16 protein-coding genes and 1 pseudogene are annotated in these 17,536 nt (G+C 61.8%); 9 read left to right on the plus strand and 8 right to left on the minus strand.

All coding sequences use genetic code 11. From position 1 onward, the window contains the following. Positions 1-61 precede the first annotated feature (61 nt). On the plus strand, positions 62-595 hold the full coding sequence (locus NKJ67_RS17055) for a TetR/AcrR family transcriptional regulator (protein ID WP_023811021.1): 534 nt from the start codon (positions 62-64) through the stop codon (positions 593-595). Between the two features lie 7 nt (positions 596-602). Continuing rightward, positions 603-832 (plus strand): annotated as a pseudogene (locus tag NKJ67_RS17060) (SDR family oxidoreductase); the annotation flags it as partial. Between the two features lie 15 nt (positions 833-847). Here NKJ67_RS17060 and NKJ67_RS17065 read toward each other — a convergent pair. The 6 genes from NKJ67_RS17065 to NKJ67_RS17090 all read right to left on the minus strand — a co-directional run bounded on the left by NKJ67_RS17065 (position 848) and on the right by NKJ67_RS17090 (position 8,436). Further along, positions 848-2,527, minus strand: coding sequence for a dipeptide ABC transporter ATP-binding protein (locus tag NKJ67_RS17065; protein ID WP_352582006.1), 1,680 nt, complete (start codon positions 2,525-2,527; stop codon positions 848-850). Between the two features lies 1 nt (position 2,528). Next, entirely contained in the window at positions 2,529-3,326 is a 798-nt protein-coding gene (locus tag NKJ67_RS17070) for an ABC transporter permease (RefSeq protein WP_352582007.1), read from the minus strand. Positions 3,327-3,376: 50 nt separating this feature from the next. Continuing rightward, positions 3,377-4,315: an ABC transporter permease gene (locus NKJ67_RS17075; RefSeq protein ID WP_023811025.1), complete on the minus strand. Its 939-nt coding sequence runs from the start codon at positions 4,313-4,315 to the stop codon at positions 3,377-3,379. 74 nt (positions 4,316-4,389) lie between these two features. After that, positions 4,390-5,922 (minus strand): ABC transporter substrate-binding protein, encoded by a 1,533-nt coding sequence (locus NKJ67_RS17080; RefSeq protein WP_352582008.1) that lies wholly within the window; start codon positions 5,920-5,922, stop codon positions 4,390-4,392. Positions 5,923-5,996: 74 nt separating this feature from the next. Further along, positions 5,997-7,439, minus strand: coding sequence for an amidase (locus NKJ67_RS17085; RefSeq protein ID WP_352582009.1), 1,443 nt, complete (start codon positions 7,437-7,439; stop codon positions 5,997-5,999). A gap of 46 nt (positions 7,440-7,485) precedes the next feature. Continuing rightward, entirely contained in the window at positions 7,486-8,436 is a 951-nt protein-coding gene (locus NKJ67_RS17090) for a MurR/RpiR family transcriptional regulator (RefSeq protein WP_352582010.1), read from the minus strand. Between the two features lie 110 nt (positions 8,437-8,546). Here NKJ67_RS17090 and NKJ67_RS17095 point away from each other — a divergent pair, with 110 nt between their 5' ends. Beyond that, entirely contained in the window at positions 8,547-8,702 is a 156-nt protein-coding gene (locus tag NKJ67_RS17095; protein ID WP_352582011.1) for a hypothetical protein, read from the plus strand. A 20-nt stretch (positions 8,703-8,722) separates the two neighbouring features. On the opposite strand, the gene NKJ67_RS17100 is transcribed toward NKJ67_RS17095, so the two are convergent. Beyond that, complete coding sequence (locus NKJ67_RS17100; protein ID WP_352582012.1) at positions 8,723-9,622, minus strand: hypothetical protein; 900 nt, start codon at positions 9,620-9,622, stop codon at positions 8,723-8,725. A gap of 357 nt (positions 9,623-9,979) precedes the next feature. Between NKJ67_RS17100 and NKJ67_RS17105 the strand changes: the two genes are divergently transcribed. The 5 genes from NKJ67_RS17105 to NKJ67_RS17125 all read left to right on the plus strand — a co-directional run bounded on the left by NKJ67_RS17105 (position 9,980) and on the right by NKJ67_RS17125 (position 15,249). Continuing rightward, positions 9,980-11,308 carry an NAD(P)H-dependent oxidoreductase gene (locus NKJ67_RS17105; protein WP_352582013.1) on the plus strand — a complete coding sequence of 443 codons (1,329 nt, stop codon included), beginning with the start codon at positions 9,980-9,982 and terminating at the stop codon, positions 11,306-11,308. A 2-nt stretch (positions 11,309-11,310) separates the two neighbouring features. After that, positions 11,311-12,339, plus strand: a complete 1,029-nt coding sequence (locus NKJ67_RS17110) for a thiamine pyrophosphate-dependent dehydrogenase E1 component subunit alpha (RefSeq protein ID WP_352582014.1) — start codon at positions 11,311-11,313, stop codon at positions 12,337-12,339. After that, positions 12,339-13,337: an alpha-ketoacid dehydrogenase subunit beta gene (locus tag NKJ67_RS17115; RefSeq protein WP_352582015.1), complete on the plus strand. Its 999-nt coding sequence runs from the start codon at positions 12,339-12,341 to the stop codon at positions 13,335-13,337. Before NKJ67_RS17110 ends, NKJ67_RS17115 begins: the two co-directional genes overlap by 1 nt. Before the next feature lie 3 nt (positions 13,338-13,340). Continuing rightward, on the plus strand, positions 13,341-14,765 hold the full coding sequence (locus NKJ67_RS17120; RefSeq protein ID WP_352582016.1) for a pyruvate dehydrogenase complex dihydrolipoamide acetyltransferase: 1,425 nt from the start codon (positions 13,341-13,343) through the stop codon (positions 14,763-14,765). Between the two features lie 115 nt (positions 14,766-14,880). Then, on the plus strand, positions 14,881-15,249 hold the full coding sequence (locus NKJ67_RS17125) for a hypothetical protein (RefSeq protein ID WP_027038052.1): 369 nt from the start codon (positions 14,881-14,883) through the stop codon (positions 15,247-15,249). A gap of 29 nt (positions 15,250-15,278) precedes the next feature. Here the strand turns inward: NKJ67_RS17125 and NKJ67_RS17130 are convergent, their stop codons facing one another. Then, entirely contained in the window at positions 15,279-16,250 is a 972-nt protein-coding gene (locus NKJ67_RS17130; protein WP_352582017.1) for a sugar-binding transcriptional regulator, read from the minus strand. A 259-nt stretch (positions 16,251-16,509) separates the two neighbouring features. Here NKJ67_RS17130 and NKJ67_RS17135 point away from each other — a divergent pair, with 259 nt between their 5' ends. Then, the gene (locus NKJ67_RS17135; protein ID WP_127272592.1) at positions 16,510-17,496 is read left to right on the plus strand and encodes an ABC transporter substrate-binding protein; all 987 of its coding nucleotides are present in this window, start codon (positions 16,510-16,512) and stop codon (positions 17,494-17,496) included. The last annotated feature ends 40 nt before the right edge of the window (positions 17,497-17,536 follow it).

A 17,536-nucleotide genomic window follows, 5' to 3' on the forward strand; every position in this document is an offset into this window, starting at 1 on the left:
GTCTTCCTGTACCGTCTGGACGGTCTTGTCAATTGGGCCTAAGCTTGCGATGGGAGGCCCCATGAGAGCCCAAAGACCGAATTCGCGCGAGAAGATTCTCGCCGCGGCGGCTGATGTTGCCCGGGAATCCGGACCAGGCAGCCTGTCGCTGGATGCCGTAGCCAGCCGTGCCGGCGTGTCGAAGGGAGGGCTCCTCTACAATTTCCCGACCAAGGCCAAATTGATGCAAGGTTTGGTCGAAGGCTATCTGCGTGAGTTCGAGCACGCACTGGAAGCCGCCCGCACAAATGACAAGGACGAAAATCCCCTGGCTGTCTACATCAGGCTGTCAGCCAATGATTGCGAGGAAAAGCAGCCGTCGGCGTCCTGGATTTTCTCGGCCATCGCCGAGGATCCCGATTTCATGATGCCGATAAAGACCTTCAAGAGGCAGCTTTTCGAGCGGCTGAAAGGTGAGACGCCGGATCTCAAATCGCTGTTGATCTGCTATCTCGCCATCGAGGGATTGCGCAGCATGAACCTCTTCGATTCGGATGTCCTGTCGAAAGACGAGCGAGAGCTTCTGGTATCGTCCCTGCTCGAGATCGCCAAATAGGCGCCGCCCACCCTATGTCTGGACCCCGCTGGTCGAAAGGCAGATTCCCGACACCATGAAGGCGCGCGGCATGACCGAGGAACAGGTCAAGCACGATGTGCTGCTCGCTGCCCAGCCGACCAAGGAATTCGTCACCGTCGATGAGCTTGCTGCGTTGACGCTGTTCCTGTGTTCGGACGCAGCCAGGCAGATCACCGGCACGACTTGCCGATGGACGGCGGCTGGACGGCACAGTAGCCCGGCCCCGAAGGCTCAGCATTTGCTTCCGGCGGCCAGTAGCGGGGTGTCTCCTGGTTGGATTCCGCTGCTCGTTCGACGCGAGAGTTTCGGGATAGCGGCGATCAACTCTCGCGTATAGGCCTGCTGCGGACGATCCAGGACATCTTCCGTATTGCCATACTCAACCAGCTTGCCGTGCTGCGTGACCGCAACGTGCTCGCAGAGATAACGCACCACGCCCAGATCGTGGGAAATCAGGATCAGCGTCAGCGACAATTCGCGGCGCAGCCGCGCAAAGAGGCCGAGCACCTGGGCCTGGATGGTGACGTCCAGAGCGGAGGTGACTTCATCGGCGATCAATATCTCAGGTTCCAGCGCCAGGGCTCTGGCGATGCCGACGCGCTGCCGCTGGCCGCCGGAAAGCTGCGTGGTGCGTCGGTCCAGCAACTGGCGTGGCAATTCCACTTTTTCCATCAGCTCGCGGATCCGCTCCGGGATGTCTCTTTCCGGGCAGATGTTCTGTTGCCGCAGCGGTTCGGCCAGAGTTCGCGCAACCGTAAACGCCGGGTTGAGGGACATGAACGGGTCCTGGAACACCATCTGCAGTTTGCGAACCTGCTCCGGTCGGCGCTGCCTTAGCGCGCGATCGAGCGATTGGCCGTCCACCTCGATCTCTCCTTGTTCCGGCTGCACCAGGCCTGCAATGGCCCGGGCTATGGTGCTCTTGCCGGAACCGGACTCGCCGACGATCCCCAGTGCCCCACCGCGCCGCAATGCCAGCGAAACATTGTCGACGGCGCGCACGATCTGCGGCGGCTTGCGCGTCGCCCAGGCTGCAAGGCTCTGCCCTGGGTAGAAGTTCACGCACAGGTTCTTCACCAGGAGATGCGGTTCCGTCGCCACGGGGCAGGCATGCGTGGTCGGCTTCATCAGCGAGGGTTGGGAAGCGATCAGGCGCTTCGTGTATTCATGGGCGGGGTCACGAAGGATCTGATCGACCGAGCCGATTTCCAGCACCGCGCCGTCCTTCATGACGACGACGCGGTCGCACATTTCCGCGATCACGCCAAGGTCGTGAGAGACCAGAATGACCGACAGCTTGCGTTCACGCCGGATGCCGCGGAGCAGGTCGAGTATCTGAGCTTGCACCGTCACATCAAGTGCCGTCGTGGGTTCGTCGGCAATCAGCAGTTTCGGTTCGCAGGCAAGGGCCGCCGCAATCATCACCCGCTGACGCATGCCACCGGATAGCTCGTGAGGATAGGCGCCCGCGCGCCTTGGCGCGTCCTTGATGTGCATGTCTTCGAGCAGTCCGACCGCCCGCGCATTGGCCTGCCGCCAGGATATGCCCTGATGGACCACCATCGCTTCGCCCACCTGACGCCCGACCGTCATGATCGGATCAAGATGCGTCGACGGGTTCTGGAAGATCATCGCCGCTTGCCCGCCACGCAGCTGGCCCAGCTCGGCATCCTTCATGGCGAGGACATCGCTGCCCTCGAACATGATCCGACCCGACTTCACCAGTGCGTTGCCGGCAATCAGCTTGAGGATGGCTCTGCAGGCCACCGTCTTGCCCGATCCGGATTCACCGACGATCCCAAGGACCTCTCCCGCCTTCAATGAAAAGCTGACGCCGCGCAGGGCGTGGACGTCGCCAAAATTGGTGGCGAAGTCGATGGTGAGGTTCTCGACGCTGACGAGGTCGCTCATCTCAGGATTCCGTGTTCAGGAGGCGGGCGAGACCATCAGCGGTCAACGAGAGGCCCAGCGCCAGAAGGCAGATGGCGATGCCTGGAAAGATCGCAATCCACCATGCGGTCGTCAGATAGGTCTGCCCGTCGGCGATCATGGCGCCCCATTCCGGCGTCGGCGGTTGTACGCCGAGGCCGAGGAAACCCAATGATGATCCGAGCACGATGGCCAGCACGGCATCGGTCATGACGAAGACGATCGATGGGACGATGGCATTCGGCAGGATATGGAACAGCATGATGCGCAAATGCCCAAAACCCATGCCACGTGCCGCCAGCACGAAATCGACGCCGCGCAGCACCAGCGCCTGGCTCCGCACAAGTCGCGCATAGCTGACCCAGTTCACCAAGGTGAGCGAGATGAAGTAGCTCTTGAGGCCGGGTCCCAGCACGGCCACGATGGCGATCACGAGGACGAAATAAGGAAATGATACGGTGACCTCGAGGATGCGCATCAGCACCGCATCGATCCGGCCACCCAGATAGCCGGCGATGAGGCCGATGGTCGTCCCCAGGACGATCGGACCGACCACGCCGAAGAACGCCATGGCGAGATCGTAGCGTGCGGCAAACAGTGTGCGCGCCAGCACATCGCGGCCGATAGCGTCCGTGCCAAACCAATGCTCGGCGCCAGGTGGTTTCAGCGCCTGCATCACATCGACCTTGATCGGGTCGAAACTGGTCAGCACCGGCGCCAGAATGGCCACGACGATCCAGGCCAAGGTGATGGCGCCGCCAATGGCCAAGGTTGCCGGCATCGTCCGGATCCGCGCCATGGCCAAGGGGCCGCTGCCTCGCATCACATCGCTCATAATTCCACCCGTGGGTCGAGAATGGCGGTCAAGACATCGACGGCAAAATTCGAAATGACGACACCTACGGCAAGCAGCAGGGCCACTGCCTGGACGACGAACTGGTCGTGCGTGAGAACGCCGCGGATGAGCAGGTTGCCGAGCCCTGGAATGTTGAAGACATTTTCGACAACGACCGTTCCGCCGATCAGGAAGGCGACCACCACGCCCAGCAGATTGACTGTCGGCAACAGCGAATTCCAGAACACATGCCGGGAAAAGATGTAGCTTTCCGGCAGACCCCTGGAGCGGCAGGCGATCGCGTAATCCTTGTCCAGCTGCTGAATGAAGGTCGCGCGCAGATTGCGCGCGAGGATCGGCGTCACCCCGATGCCGATCGTCAGGGCGGGCAGGAACAGATGCCACAGATTGTTGATAAAGGTCGGGCCGTAACCGGATACCGGGAAGATCTTCAGCCGCAGGCAGAAGCCCATGATCAGCAGCAGGCCGACAAAGTAGGACGGCACGCCGACGCCCGCGACGCAGACGAGACGGATGAGGTGATCGATCCACCGTCCGCGCTGCCGGGCAGCGGTGACCGCGAGCGCGAATGTCAACAGCAGCGAGATCACGAGGCCATAGAGGATCAAGAAAACCGTCGGCGCGATCCGTGCCGCGATGACGCCGCTGACGGGACCCCGGAAGGCGATCGACTGACCGAAATCGCCGCGCAGGCAATTCAGCACGTAGTAGAAATACTGCACGGGAATGGGCTGATCGAGACCGTATCGCGCCCGCACGAATTCGATCGCCTCCTGACTGGCCTTGGGGCCAAGCATGAGGCGAACCGGATCGCCGGGTGTCATTTGCAGCAGCAGGAAGGTGATCACACTGATACCCAGCAGCACGGGGATCAACTGTATCGGCCGCCTGAGCACGAAGGAGAATCGATTCATGGTCGGGATCCTGGTGTCAAATCGATGCGAGACGGGGAAGAAGTGTCTCGTCCCCGTCTCGCATCCTGTGCCGATCAATCCAGGCTGGTCCCGCCGATGGACGAGAATTGCAGGCCGACGTTCAGGACCAACCCTCTCACGCTCGGAGCATAGGCGTTGAGCCACGTCGGGTGATAGAGCGCCACCTGCGCCACCTCGTCCACCACGGTCTTCTGGATCTGGGCATAGAGCTCGGCCCGTTTGGCATTGTCCGCCTCGCCCGAGGCTTCATCGATCAGTTTGTCGACCGTTTCGTTGTTGTAGCGGGTGTAGTAGGACTTGTTGTCGCCCGCGCCCCAGACGCACCAGCGCAATGCGTTGTCGGGATCTCGCGTCTCGTTGTACCACCAGTTCATTTCCGCCTGGTACTCGCCATCGGCGAGGCGGGTCCATGCCTGGGTTGAATCGATCTTGGCAATGTTGACGGTGATGCCGACTTCCGCCAACTGCGCCTGGATCAGCACCGCCGCCTTTTCCTCGTCGGCACTTCCGGCATTCTGAATGAGTTCGAAACTGGCTCCGGTCTTGCCGGATTCAGCCAACAGGGCCTTGGCCTTTTCGACGTCTCGGGCAATGACTGGCAGCGATTTGTCGAAGAAATCGAGTGTCGGGCTCATGATGGAACTGGCCGGCGTGCCGAGACCCAGCGTCACCGCGGCATTGATTGCCGTGCGGTCGATGCCGTAACTGACAGCCTGCCGGAATTTGAGGTCGTTGAAGGGTTCTGCCGAATGGTTGATCAGCATGTCATAGGTGGTGCTCGAAGGTTCAGGGTCGGCCCGGAAGCCGGCGGCCTTCAACTCGGCCATACGCGGGGCCGGAACTCCTAGGCAGACATCGAGCTCGCCCGCCTGCAACATCGAGACCCTGGTGTTGTCGTCCGGGACATAGCGGAATTCGACGCCGTCGATCTTGGGCTCGCCTTCGCGGTAATAGTGCTCGTTGCGGCCAAGGACCACGCGGTCTCCCGGCTTCAATTCGACAAATTTGAACGGCCCTGATGTGACCGGCGCCTTGGCGAAAGCGTCGTCGCCCATTTTCTCGACCGCTGCCTTCGGCACAATGCCGGTATTCCAGATTTCGGTCAGCGTCAGGAAGGGCGTGAATTTGCGATCGAGTGTCATCACCACTGTCCTGGCGTCTTTTGCCTCGATCTTGGTCAGGGGCTGGAACGGCGCCGCATAGGCGGAATCCTTCTGGAAGCGCATGCGGTTCCAGCTAAATGCCACGTCCTCGGCCGTGATCGGCGACCCATCGGAAAATTTGGCCTCGCGCAGGTGGAAGGTATAGGTCTTGCCGTCATCGGCGATGTCCCAGCTCTCGGCAAGGCCCGGGCCGACTTCGGTGCGATCGGCATTGGCATGCAGCAGGCGTGCATACATCATGCCCTGGATAAGGATATCGGCTCCGTAGGTGGTCTTGATCGGGTCCAGGGTGAGAACCTCGGCCCCATAGGCCATACGCAGTATCTTGCTGCCGTCAGCATTGGCTCGAAGCAATGTGGCCGGCAATGTCGCGATGCTGAAGCCGGCAAACGCCGCACTTTTGAGGAATACTCTGCGGTCCATGACAATCTCCCATTTTCGTTGATGATGTTCCCGGGGCGGTTCCATGCTTGTTGGTTCAAGCAGTCGTTGTTGGTTCAAGCAGTCTTGGTGATGTGGGTAGGTGGTTTGCGCTGGTGCCAGGCGTAGTCGGCTTCAAGCACCGCACCCAACCGCAGCAGCAGATCGTCGCGTCCGAACGCGGCGACAAACTGCACTCCGATCGGCAGGCCGTTTTGCGTCCAGCCGAGCGGCAGGGATATCGCCGGCGATCCGGTGCCGTTGAAGAGCGCGCTGAACGTCTCCTTCGGCGCCAGATCGGCGAACACCGTGTCGATGTCGCGGCCAGGACGATCCGGGTTGTGCGTGCCGAGCAACTCCGGCGAGATCGCGCAAGTCGGCGTCACCAGCACGTCATGGACGGCCAGGAATTCGCCAACCGTCCGCGTGATCCGGTCATAAACAGCGAGGGCCGCGATCAAGCTTGCCGCGTCCAGCGTTCGGCCATGGCGGTAGACGGCAAGTGTCGTCTGCTGCAGGCAGGCCTCCTCGACCGGCCGTCGCAGCAAGCCCGCCAACTCGTCGAGTGACTGCGCCGTGGAGGCTGCCCAGATCACTTTCTGTGCCGCCAGATAGCGCTCATAATCGAACACGGGCCCGGCTTCGACGACCTTGTGGCCCAGTTGCTCCAGCCTCTTGCCCACTTCGAGAACCGCCGTCTTCACCTCGGCGTCGAGCGGATAGCCGGACCAGGACGTCGTGCACAGGGCAATGCGCAAAGCCTTGGGTGGCGTCTTGATCGCCTGGGCATAGCTGGTGGTTGGAGGAACGATCTCATAGCTGTCGCCGGGAAGCGCACCAGACCCCAGATCAAGCAAGGCCGCCGTGTCGCGGATCGAGCGTGTCAGCATGAATGAAATGGCGAGGCCCAGCATTGGCGCATTCGATTCCGGCGCGCCGCTGATCCGGCCACGAGACGGCTTCAGGCCGACGACACCGCAAAAGGCGGCGGGGGTGCGAATGGAGCCGCCACCGTCGGCGCCTTGGGCGAAGGGAACGATGCCGGCGGCAACGGCCGCGGCCGCGCCGCCGCTCGATCCCGAAACACCCCTGCTGGTATCCCAGGGGTTGCGTGTCGCACCATAGAGGGAGGATTCGGTTGCCGCCGCTATGCCGAATTCCGACGTGGTGGTACGCCCTATATTGGCAAGGCCGCCGGATCGCATCTTCACCCAGAAGGCGTGATCCTCACCGCAGATGAAACCCTTGGCGAAAACGCTGCCGAACTCTCCCGGCCGGCCGGCTTCGATGGGGAAATCCTTGGTCAATGTCGGCATGCCGTGGAAAGGTGCGGGTCCGGGAACGTCGCCGAGGGCTTCGATCGCATCGGCATAGGTTTCGATCACGGCATTGAGCTGCGGGTTGACCGCGGCGATCCCTGAAATGATGCAGTTTCCCAGTTCGCGCGGCGTAACTTCCTGCTTGCGCAGGAGCTCGGCCAGACCAACGCCGTCATAGGCGGCGTATTCCGTCAACTTCATGCGCTTGCCCTGACTGTCCACGGTTTCAGCAACGGGTGATGCATCGTCATTCTTCGCCTTCTTCCTCTTTGATATGCCGTGCGACGCGCCGTGGCGGTTTGTGGAAGGTCCGCAGGATCCCGGCGATATCCTCCAGCTCATTCATCCGCGTCTCGGCCGATTTTCCGAGTTTCTCGGCAACGGAATGCGTGAGGAGGTTCAGAACCGAACTTATCGCGGCCATCGAATCCCAGTACAGGTCGACGCGTGTCGATACTTCGAGCGCCAGTTTTGTGTATTCAGATGCCCAATGACTGTATTTGTCGGTGACGATGATCAGAGGGATCTTTCGGCGCTTGATCTGGGCGCAAAGCCGAAAGCTCATCGCGGCGTATTCCGCCGTGTCGATCAGCAGGACGCAAGAATTTTCGCCGCTATCGGTGAGGATTTCCGAGAACGTGCCGCCCAAACCTTCGGCAAAGCGGACACCGCTGCGCACCCAGCGCAGACGCGTCGCGAAATCGAGCCCCAATCCCTTCACTGCCTGGAAGCTGACGCAGTTCACGCGATCGCAGGTGCTCAGCAGATGAACGATTTCGGACCACATCTCGCCCTGGGCAAGGCCATAGGCCGCGGTCAAGGCCTGCTGCTCCATCTCCAGGCTGCGAGCCAACCGCTCCTGCTTTTCGCCGCCAATGCGGAAACGCAACTCGGCACTGTCCAGGCCCGGGCCGACGGTTTTCGGTGCGGAGCGCAGGCCACGCTTCATTTCCTTGAGATCGGTGTAGCCGAGACGCCGTACGAAACGGGTGACGCTTGCCTCGCTTACACCGGCGCCGACGGCAATGGTGGCGCCCGTTTCAAAGGGAATGTCATGGATGTTGGCGAGCAGGTATCGCGCGATTGCCTGCTCGGTCCGGGCGAAATCCAGCCAGCCCTCACGCAACCTGGCTTCCAGCGCACTGGCCACCTCGGTCTCACCGGACACAGCCTTCTCGCTAGGCGTTTTCGTCTTCATCGACCGCAACGTCCCTTGGCAGACCTATTTGGAACAGACCGGAAAATGCCACCCGGGAAACGCGCTTCATTTCCAGATCATGACGTGACGCTAGCACGCGAGAACACGCCATGAAAGATAAATTTTACAGTTTTATATTCCGGTATTTTTATTTCATGATCCGTCAAGGTGCGGTGCTGACGCGCTCCGGTATTTGGGATTCAGCCTTGCAGACAACCTTGTCAGTGGACGGCGGCTGGACGGCGCAGCAAAGGCTGGCGAAGTAAAGGCTACAGCCTGAGCTTGGTCAAATTTCCCTGACGAGGTGGTTCTCATCGCCCTGCAGATAGGTGTCCCACAAATAGTTGGAGACCAGCTGCCGGTATCGCTGGGCGTTGACCAACTTCCGGTAGCCAGCGCCGCCGATATGCAAAAAGGCGCCGCCCAACATCTGATGACCGGAGTCGGCCTCGCCGAGGTTCAGATGAGCCGTAGTGGCTGGCACATCCACGACATCGTTTTCGCCGAGCAGGCGATAGAGCCCAGACCAGTTGCCTCCGCCGGTGTCCATCCCGTGGACGAAGTGGGGGTTAAAGTCCATCTTCACGTTCTCCAAGGCGCTAAAGCGAAAGAAGCAGAACCCTGCCCACAAGAACCACGCTTGGTGGTCCGAAGTTGACCAGCGCTTTGAGCCATAGACGGATTTTCCTTCCATCGTCGCGGGGATGTCCACGGGGGTGATCGGAAAGCAGTCGTGATCCAGAAAGCCGAACAGCTCCGGCTGCATCGGCCGGATGATATTGTGGAAGATCCAGTTCATGGACGTTCCGTGCGACCGGTTGGGATGACGCTCCCAGTTTCGGGGCAAGCTGAAATAGGCGACGCCTCGCGCTCGACAGATTTCCTCGATACGGGTGCGAGCCGATTGCTTTGGAGAGTTGTCGACAACGACCAGCGTCATTCCGGACGAATACAGCTCCCAGGAGCGGGCCATCGCGTCGATGACCCAAGGGGTGTTGAAGGCAATGACAAAACAAAATCGCCGATCACCGGTTCGCCGCACTTCGTCGGCGAATTTCAGGCCTTCCGCAACACCGCGTCCGCGGAAGTTGCGTTCAATCAAGGCATTTCGCAATGCCTTGATTGCTCTGACAGGCCGGTTCTGGTTCAGCAGATCGATAAGGACCCTCCTCGGGTTCCAGCTCATACAATTCCCCCAGGCTCTGAATGAGCTTCGGCTTTATTAGGCCGAAGCCTGCGTTCTCACAAGTCAGGCGTGGAGGCGGCGCGTGCTCGAACTCCGTAGGGCTCCCCACACTGGAGATGGCCGCCGTGATGGCGATCGTTACGGCGATGGACCGGTCTCCTTGTTCCGTGCGTCAGGAAACTCGCCGCCGCGCCTGCCTGTCGATATGCACTCCGCTGTGCAGCTGCCATTGCCTGGGGTCACCGCGAAGGCGTGCCAAAAGGGCATCGATTTTGGACATTAGTCTTGACAGAAATACAGATGTTCAATACCCGTCAGGCAATCGAACAAGCCTGCATTATGGGAGGAACGAGCGGTATGGCTTCCAATGTTTCGTTGACGGGCCTTGCCCGCGATCTCGAGGAACGCGCCAAGTCGGGCAAGCCTATCCGCATCGGCCTGATCGGCTCGGGCGAGATGGGAACCGACATCGTCACTCGCGTCGCCCATATGTCGGGCATCGAGATCGGCGCCATTTCCGAACTGAACCTGCCTGCCGCCAGCAAGGCCGTCGATATCGCCTTCCAGGAAACCGGGCATGCGCGCGAAGTGTCGAACGCGTCGGCGATGACGGCGGCGATGGAAGCCGGCAAGGTGGCGGTCACCAACGATGCCAGCCTTGTCATCAACAATGATCTGATCGACGTCGTCATCGACGCCACCGGGGTTCCCGCCGTCGGCGCCGAGATCGGGCTGCGCGCCATGGAACATGGCAAGCATCTGGTGATGATGAATGTCGAGGCCGACGTCACCATCGGCGCCTATCTGAAGAGCGAGGCCGACCGGCTCGGCGTCACCTATTCGCTGGGCGCCGGCGATGAGCCGTCCTCCTGCATGGAGCTGATCGAGTTCGTTTCGGCCATGGGGCATCCGATCGTTGCCGCCGGCAAGGGCAAGAACAACCCGCTCAACATCGACGCCATTCCCCCAGACTATGAGGAGGAAGCCAAGCGCCGGCACATGAATGTGCGGATGCTGGTCGAATTCGTCGACGGCTCCAAGACCATGGTCGAGATGGCGGCGATCGCCAATGCCACTGGCCTGGTTCCAGACAAGGCCGGCATGCATGGCCCGGCGGCGACGCTTGGCGAACTGTCCAAGGTGCTGGTGCCGCAGAAGGATGGCGGCGTGCTGTCGAGGGTCGGCGTCGTCGACTATTCGATCGGCAAGGGTGTCGCGCCCGGCGTCTTCGTCGTTGCCGATATGTCGCATCCGCGCATCTCCGAGCGTATGGAAGATTTGAAGATGGGCAAAGGCCCGTATTTCACTTTCCATCGTCCCTATCACCTGACCTCGCTTGAAGTGCCGCTGACCTGCGCGCGCGTCGTGCTCTACGGCAAGGCCGACATGGTGCCGCTGGCCAAACCGGTGGCCGAAGTCGCCGCCGTGGCCAAGAAGGACATGCAGCCCGGCGAGAAGCTGGATGCGATCGGTGAATATTGCTATCGTGCCTGGATCATGACGACGCCTGAGGCGCGCGCCGCCAAGGCCATTCCCTGCGGCCTGCTGCAGGGCGGCTCGGTCACCGCGCCGATCAAGAAGGGCGAGCTCATAACCTACGCGAATGCAGCGCCCGCGGCGGGCTCCAAGATCGCCGAACTGCGCGCCCGCCAGGACAGGCTCGTCTATGGGTCCGTGGGAGCGTGATCATGGCCACAGCCAGCAAAGCCGTCACTGACAGTCGCGCCAATCTGCCCTTCGTCTACCGCCAGTACAGCGCCGAGCAGCTCAGGGAGGTGCTCCACAAGATGTACCTGATCCGCCGCTTCGAAGAGGGCGCGGAGGAGTGCTACACGCGCGGTCTCATCCACGGCACCATGCATTTGTCGATCGGCCAGGAAGCCAGCGCCATGGGCATCTGCATGCCGCTTGCCGAGGATGACCAGATCACCTCGACGCATCGCGGTCATGGCCACTGCATTGCCAAGGGTGCCGAGGTCAAGCGCATGTTCGCCGAGTTCTTCGGCAAGACCACAGGCTATTGCAAGGGCCGTGGCGGCTCGATGCACATCGCCGATGTCGGCAAGGGCAATCTCGGCGCCAATGGCATCGTCGGCGGCGGCATCCCGATCGCCGTCGGGGCGGCATTGTCCTCCAAGATGATGAAGACCGGCAAGGTCGTGGTCTCGTTCTTCGGCGATGGCGCCAACAATGAAGGCGCTTTCCACGAGGCGCTCAACATGGCGGCGGTCTGGAAGCTGCCCGTCATTTTCGTCTGCGAGAACAATGGCTACGGCATGTCCACATCGACAGCCCGCTCGACCGCGGTCAAGAACATCGCCGAGCGCGCCGCCGCCTATTCGATGCCGGGCGTCATCGTCAACGGCAACATCTTCTCCGAGGTCGCCGAGGCGTCTCATCAGGCTATCGCCCGAGCCCGCGCCGGTGAGGGGCCGACGCTGATCGAGTCCAAGACCTACCGCCATCGCGGCCATTCCAAGAGCGACCGCAACCGCTATCGCACCAAGGAAGAGATCGAGGACTGGATGTCGAACCGCGATCCGATCACCCTGTTCGAAAGCGAGCTCAGGGAATTCGGCTTCATCGACGACAAGGGCATCGAGGCCATTCGCGATTCCGTGGCGCAAGAGATCGCCGAGGGCATCGAGTTCGCCAAGGCGAGCCCATCGCCCGATATCAGCGAGACCGGAAATTACGTGTATACGGAGCAGGCGTGATGGACGCGATGGTGCGTGAACTGAGCTACGCCCAGGCGATCCAGGAAGCCATGGCGATCGCCATGGACATGGACGAACGCGTTTTCCTGATGGGCGAGGATATCGGTGTCTATGGCGGCGCCTTCCAGGTCACCGGCGACCTGGTCGAACGTTACGGCGCTGACCGCGTCATCGACACGCCGATTTCGGAACTGGGCGGCGCGGGCGTCGCGGTGGGGGCTGCCCTCACCGGCATGCGGCCGATCTTCGAGTTCCAGTTTTCCGATTTCGCCACGCTTGCCATGGAGCAGATCGTCAACCAGGCGGCCAAGATGCGCTTCATGCTGGGCGGCGAGGTTTCGGTTCCCGTGGTGATGCGTTTTCCCGCCGGTTCCGGCACCGGTGCGGCGGCTCAGCACAGCCAGAGCCTCGAGGCCTGGCTCGGCCATGTGCCGGGTCTGAAAGTCATCCAGCCGGCGACCCCCCATGATGCCAAGGGTATGCTCTTGGCGGCGGTCGCCGATCCCGATCCGGTCATGATCTTCGAGCACAAGCTGCTCTACAAGATGAAGGGACCGGTGCCCGAAGGCTATTACACCGTGCCGATCGGCAAGGCAGATATCCGCCGCGAGGGCCGGGACCTGACCATCGTCGCCACCTCGATCATGGTGCAGAAGGCGCTCGACGCGGCTGCCGCGCTGGAGAGCGAAGGCATCGACGTCGAAGTCGTCGATCTCCGCACCATCCGGCCGATGGACAAGCAGACCGTCATCGACAGTGTCAAGAAGACGTCGCGGCTGCTATGCGTCTATGAAGCGGTCAAGACGCTGGGCATCGGCGCCGAGGTCAGCGCCATGATCGCCGAGAGCGAAGCGTTCGATTATCTCGATGCGCCGATCGTGCGGCTGGGCGGCGCCGAAACGCCGATCCCCTATAATCCGGAGCTCGAGAAGGCGACGGTGCCGCAAATTCCCGACATCATCACCGCTGCGCGCGACCTCGTGAAAGGGGTTCGCTGAGAAATGCCGACCGAAGTCATTCTTCCCAAGGTCGACATGGACATGGCGACCGGACAGATCTCGCGTTGGTTCGCCGAGGAAGGCGCGCACGTCAAGAAGGGCGATGTGCTGTTCGAGATCGAAACCGACAAGGCGGCGATGGAGATCGACGCGCCGGCCAGCGGCGTGTTGCGCGACGTCACCGGCAAGGAAGGTGTCGATATTGCGGTCGGTGCAGCTGTTGCATGGATCTATGCCGACGATGAGGTGTATGGGGCCAAGCGGGACGTGGCGCCGATCTCCCCCCTTGAGGGGGAGATGTCGGCGAAGCCGACAGAGGGGGGCGCTGCCCCGCCAACGTCGCATTCTGTCACCCCCCCCTCTGCCCTGCCGGGCATCTCCCCCTCAAGGGGGGAGATTGGCCAATCGCCGTCGGGCGCACGTGCGACACCGCTTGCCCGACGCCTGGCCCGCGAGGCTGGCCTGAACCTCTCAACCGTATCCGGCACAGGCCCATACGGCCGTGTTGTAAAAGCCGATATCGACGCCGCACTTTCCTCCCTCCTCGAGGGGGAGGTGTCCGCGAAGCGGACGGAGGGGGTCGCCTCAGGAGGCGCCGCCCAATTCAGCACCGCCCTGGCGCCGACACCGGTCGAAGCGACCCCACCCGACCGGCCTGTGGCCGGCCACCCTCCCCTCAAGGGGGAGGGTGACGTGCTGCGTCTGTTCGAACAGGGCTCCTACGAACTCGTCCCGCATGACAATATGCGCAAGACCATTGCGCGGCGCCTGGTCGAGGCCAAGACCACCATCCCGCATTTCTACCTGACGCTCGACTGCGAACTCGATGCGCTGCTGGCGCTGCGCACGCAGATCAATGCGGCTGCCCCGGTGAAGAAGACCGACAAGGGCGAGGCGCCGGCCTACAAGCTGTCGGTCAACGACATGGTGATCAAGGCGATGGCCATGGCACTGAAGGCGGTGCCGGATGCCAATGCCTCATGGACCGAAAGCGCCATGGTCAAGCACAAGCATGCCGATGTCGGCGTTGCCGTGTCGATCCCCGGTGGCCTGATCACGCCGATTATCCGCAAGGCCGACGAAAAGACGCTGTCCACCATCTCCAACGAGATGAAGGACCTGGCCAGCCGCGCGCGCAGCCGCAAGCTGAAGCCGGAAGAGTATCAGGGCGGCACCACGGCGGTGTCCAACCTCGGCATGTTCGGCATCAAGGATTTTGCCGCGGTCATCAACCCGCCGCATGCGACCATCCTGGCGGTCGGCGCCGGCGAGGAGCGGGCGGTGGTCAAGAACGGCGAGATCAAGATCGCCACCGTGATGTCGGTGACGCTGTCGACCGACCACCGCGCCGTCGACGGCGCGCTGGGTGCCGAACTGCTGGTCGCCTTCAAGAACCTCCTTGAAAATCCGATGGGCCTGCTGGTCTGATCCATCAAGCAGAAGCCGGCGCCGAATGATGCGCCGGCTTACGACAGAAACGACTTGTCAGGCGCCGACCCTTGACCCATGTTCTATCTGGATTGCGATCCAGGGAGGCCAAAATATGCCTGCATTCGACCCGTCTGACGTGAAAACCCTGTTCGGCAAGGTCATGGGCGCGTCGCCATCCGACATCAAGCTGGTGGCGCAGCGACTGCACGACCACGCCTTCGAGCCGCGCATGTCGGCGGACGAGACCAGGCAGCTCGTCGCCAGCCTCGGCTATGACAGCCTGGACGCGTTCTGCGCCGACATCGGCTTGCCCACGCACATCGCCGAGCGGTGGAGCCGTTTTGGCGTTTCCGGCGAGATGAAGCAGGTGTTCACACTATTGGCGGCGCAGCGCAAGCGGGTGGCCGAGGCGATCGCCGAATTCGAATCCATGACCCATGTCGGTGTCGAGGATTTTTTGCGCGAGCGCGGGCTCATTTAGCGGGAAACACCGGAGCCAGTCGAACCGGCTCAGCCGCCCTTGGCAAGCAGCGCCGTGGCGGTATGGCTGTCGGTGATCAGCACGTTGGTGTCGACGGCTTTCAGCGCGGCGAGGATCGCCGCGACCTTGCGCTTGCCGCCCGCGGCAAGAACGACATTAGGCACGTTGCTGACCACATCGAGATTGATGGCCATGACGCGGCTGTTGACCTCGTGGTCGACCAGTCCGCCGGCGGCATCGACGAAATAGCACAGCATGTTGGCGACCGCGCCCTTCGCTTTCAGCGGAGCGATCAGCGATGACGGCACGATGCCGTGCCGGAAGATGGTGGCGTCCGGTGACATGTCGCCGACGGTGAGCAGCGCGATGTCGGCGGTCGCCGCGCGTTGGCGCACATCCTGCAGGGTCGGCTGTGCCCAGAGGAGATCACGCAGCGAGGAATTGTCGACCGTCACCGGCGCGGTGATCTGGTAGCTGTCGACCTCGAAGACGTCTGCGACCTTGGCTGCAACGATCGATGGATTGATCCATTGCGAATGCGGCAGGCTGCCGACGAGCGCCACCACGCAGGCACGCTTCAACTGCCGGCGGGCAAGGAAGCCGAGGCTGGCATGCAGGGTCGCGCCGCCACCGATCGCCAGCGTCATGCCGTCCTGCATCTGCTCGCCGAGATAGGCCGCGACGGCGTGGCCGATGGCCTTCTCCAGATGGTCATGCGCCGAAGGCGTCGGGATGACGACGGCGGCATTCAGACCCCAGCGCTTTTCCAGCTCCCGCTCGAGCGCCACCTGTCCGGCGGTCGGCGCGTTGATCATGGTGACGACGATGCCTTCGGCGGTGCAGGAGGCCAGGGTACGCATGACCTTCACCCTGGAGACATCGAGCTTTTCGGCGATCTGTTCCTGGGTGAAACCTTCGACATAGTAGAGCCATGCCGTCTTGACGGTAAGGTCCGACGAGACCATCGGCAGGCGAGCCTGTCTGGGTTTTTCTGTGGTCATCGGTTCCTGTCCCTCATGAGCCGTGGCCTGCCCGGTGCTCATCAAGGAAACACCGGCCGGATGTCAACTGATGCCGGATCTTCGGCGTGTCGATTGTCGCACATTTCTGTTCATTTGTAATTGACATCGTACATATGAACATATTTTGTGGGTTTCACGCGCTGTGTCATCCACCAGTCATATGCGCCGTGCAGGGAGGAAGAGACGGGGAGCCGGCCAGAGCCGGACCGGTCATGCACAGACAAGACAGGAGGTCTCATTGAAGACGCACTTCATCAAGCTGCTGGCCAGCCAGCTGGCGCTCGCGGCAACTTTGTTTGCCGGCGTGGCAAACGCCGAAACACTGACGCTCTACACGTCCCAGCCGGAAGCCGACGCGGCCAAGACCGTGGATGCCTTCAAGAAGGCACAGCCGGGTATCGATGTGAATATCTATCGCTCGGGAACGAGCGATATCCTGACTAAGATGGCGGCCGAGTTTGCCGCCGGCAGCCCGCAGCCCGACGTGCTTCTGATCGCCGATGCGGTCTCGATGGAGCTGTTGAAGAAGGACGACCGGCTGCTGCCCTATCCCGAGGCAAAGCTCGAAGGCATCGAAGCGGATGCCTATGATGCCGGCAAGACCTATTTCGGCAGCAAGCTGATCACCACCGGCATCGTCTACAACACCGCGGCGACCGAGAAGCCGCAGCATTGGGCAGATCTCGCCAAGCCGGCCTATGCAGATGGCCTGGTCATGCCGAGCCCGCTCTATTCGGGTGCGGCCGCCTACCTGCTTTCGGGCTTCGTCGGCGATACCAATTATGGCTGGGATTTCTTCCAGAAGCTGAAGACCAACAACACCGTCAGCGTGCGCGGCAATGGTGCGGTGCTGAAGTCGGTGGCATCAGGCGAGAAGCCCTATGGCATCCTGGTCGACTTCATGGCGATGAACGCCAAGAAGAAGGGTTCCCCGGTCGAGTTCGTGTTCCCCTCGGAAGGTGTGCCGGCAGTGACCGAACCGGTCGCCATCATGAAGACCGCCAGGAATGTCGATGGCGCCAAGAAGTTCGTCGACTTCATTCTTTCCGATGACGGCCAGAAGCTTGCGCTTTCGATGGGCTATCTGCCGGCGCGCGCCTCGGTCGGCCGCCCCGAATGGCTGCCGGAAGGCGTCAAGGTCAAGGTGATGTCGTTCGACACCAAGGCAATCGTCGCCAAGACCGACGCCGACAAGGCGAAGTTCTCAGAACTGTTCGGCGGCTGAGCCGGCAATCCAGTCGGCATGCCCCCCTAGCGGCATGCCG

The sequence above is a fragment of the Mesorhizobium sp. M0088 genome (assembly GCF_040322895.1).
In the GTDB taxonomy this organism is placed as follows: domain Bacteria; phylum Pseudomonadota; class Alphaproteobacteria; order Rhizobiales; family Rhizobiaceae; genus Mesorhizobium.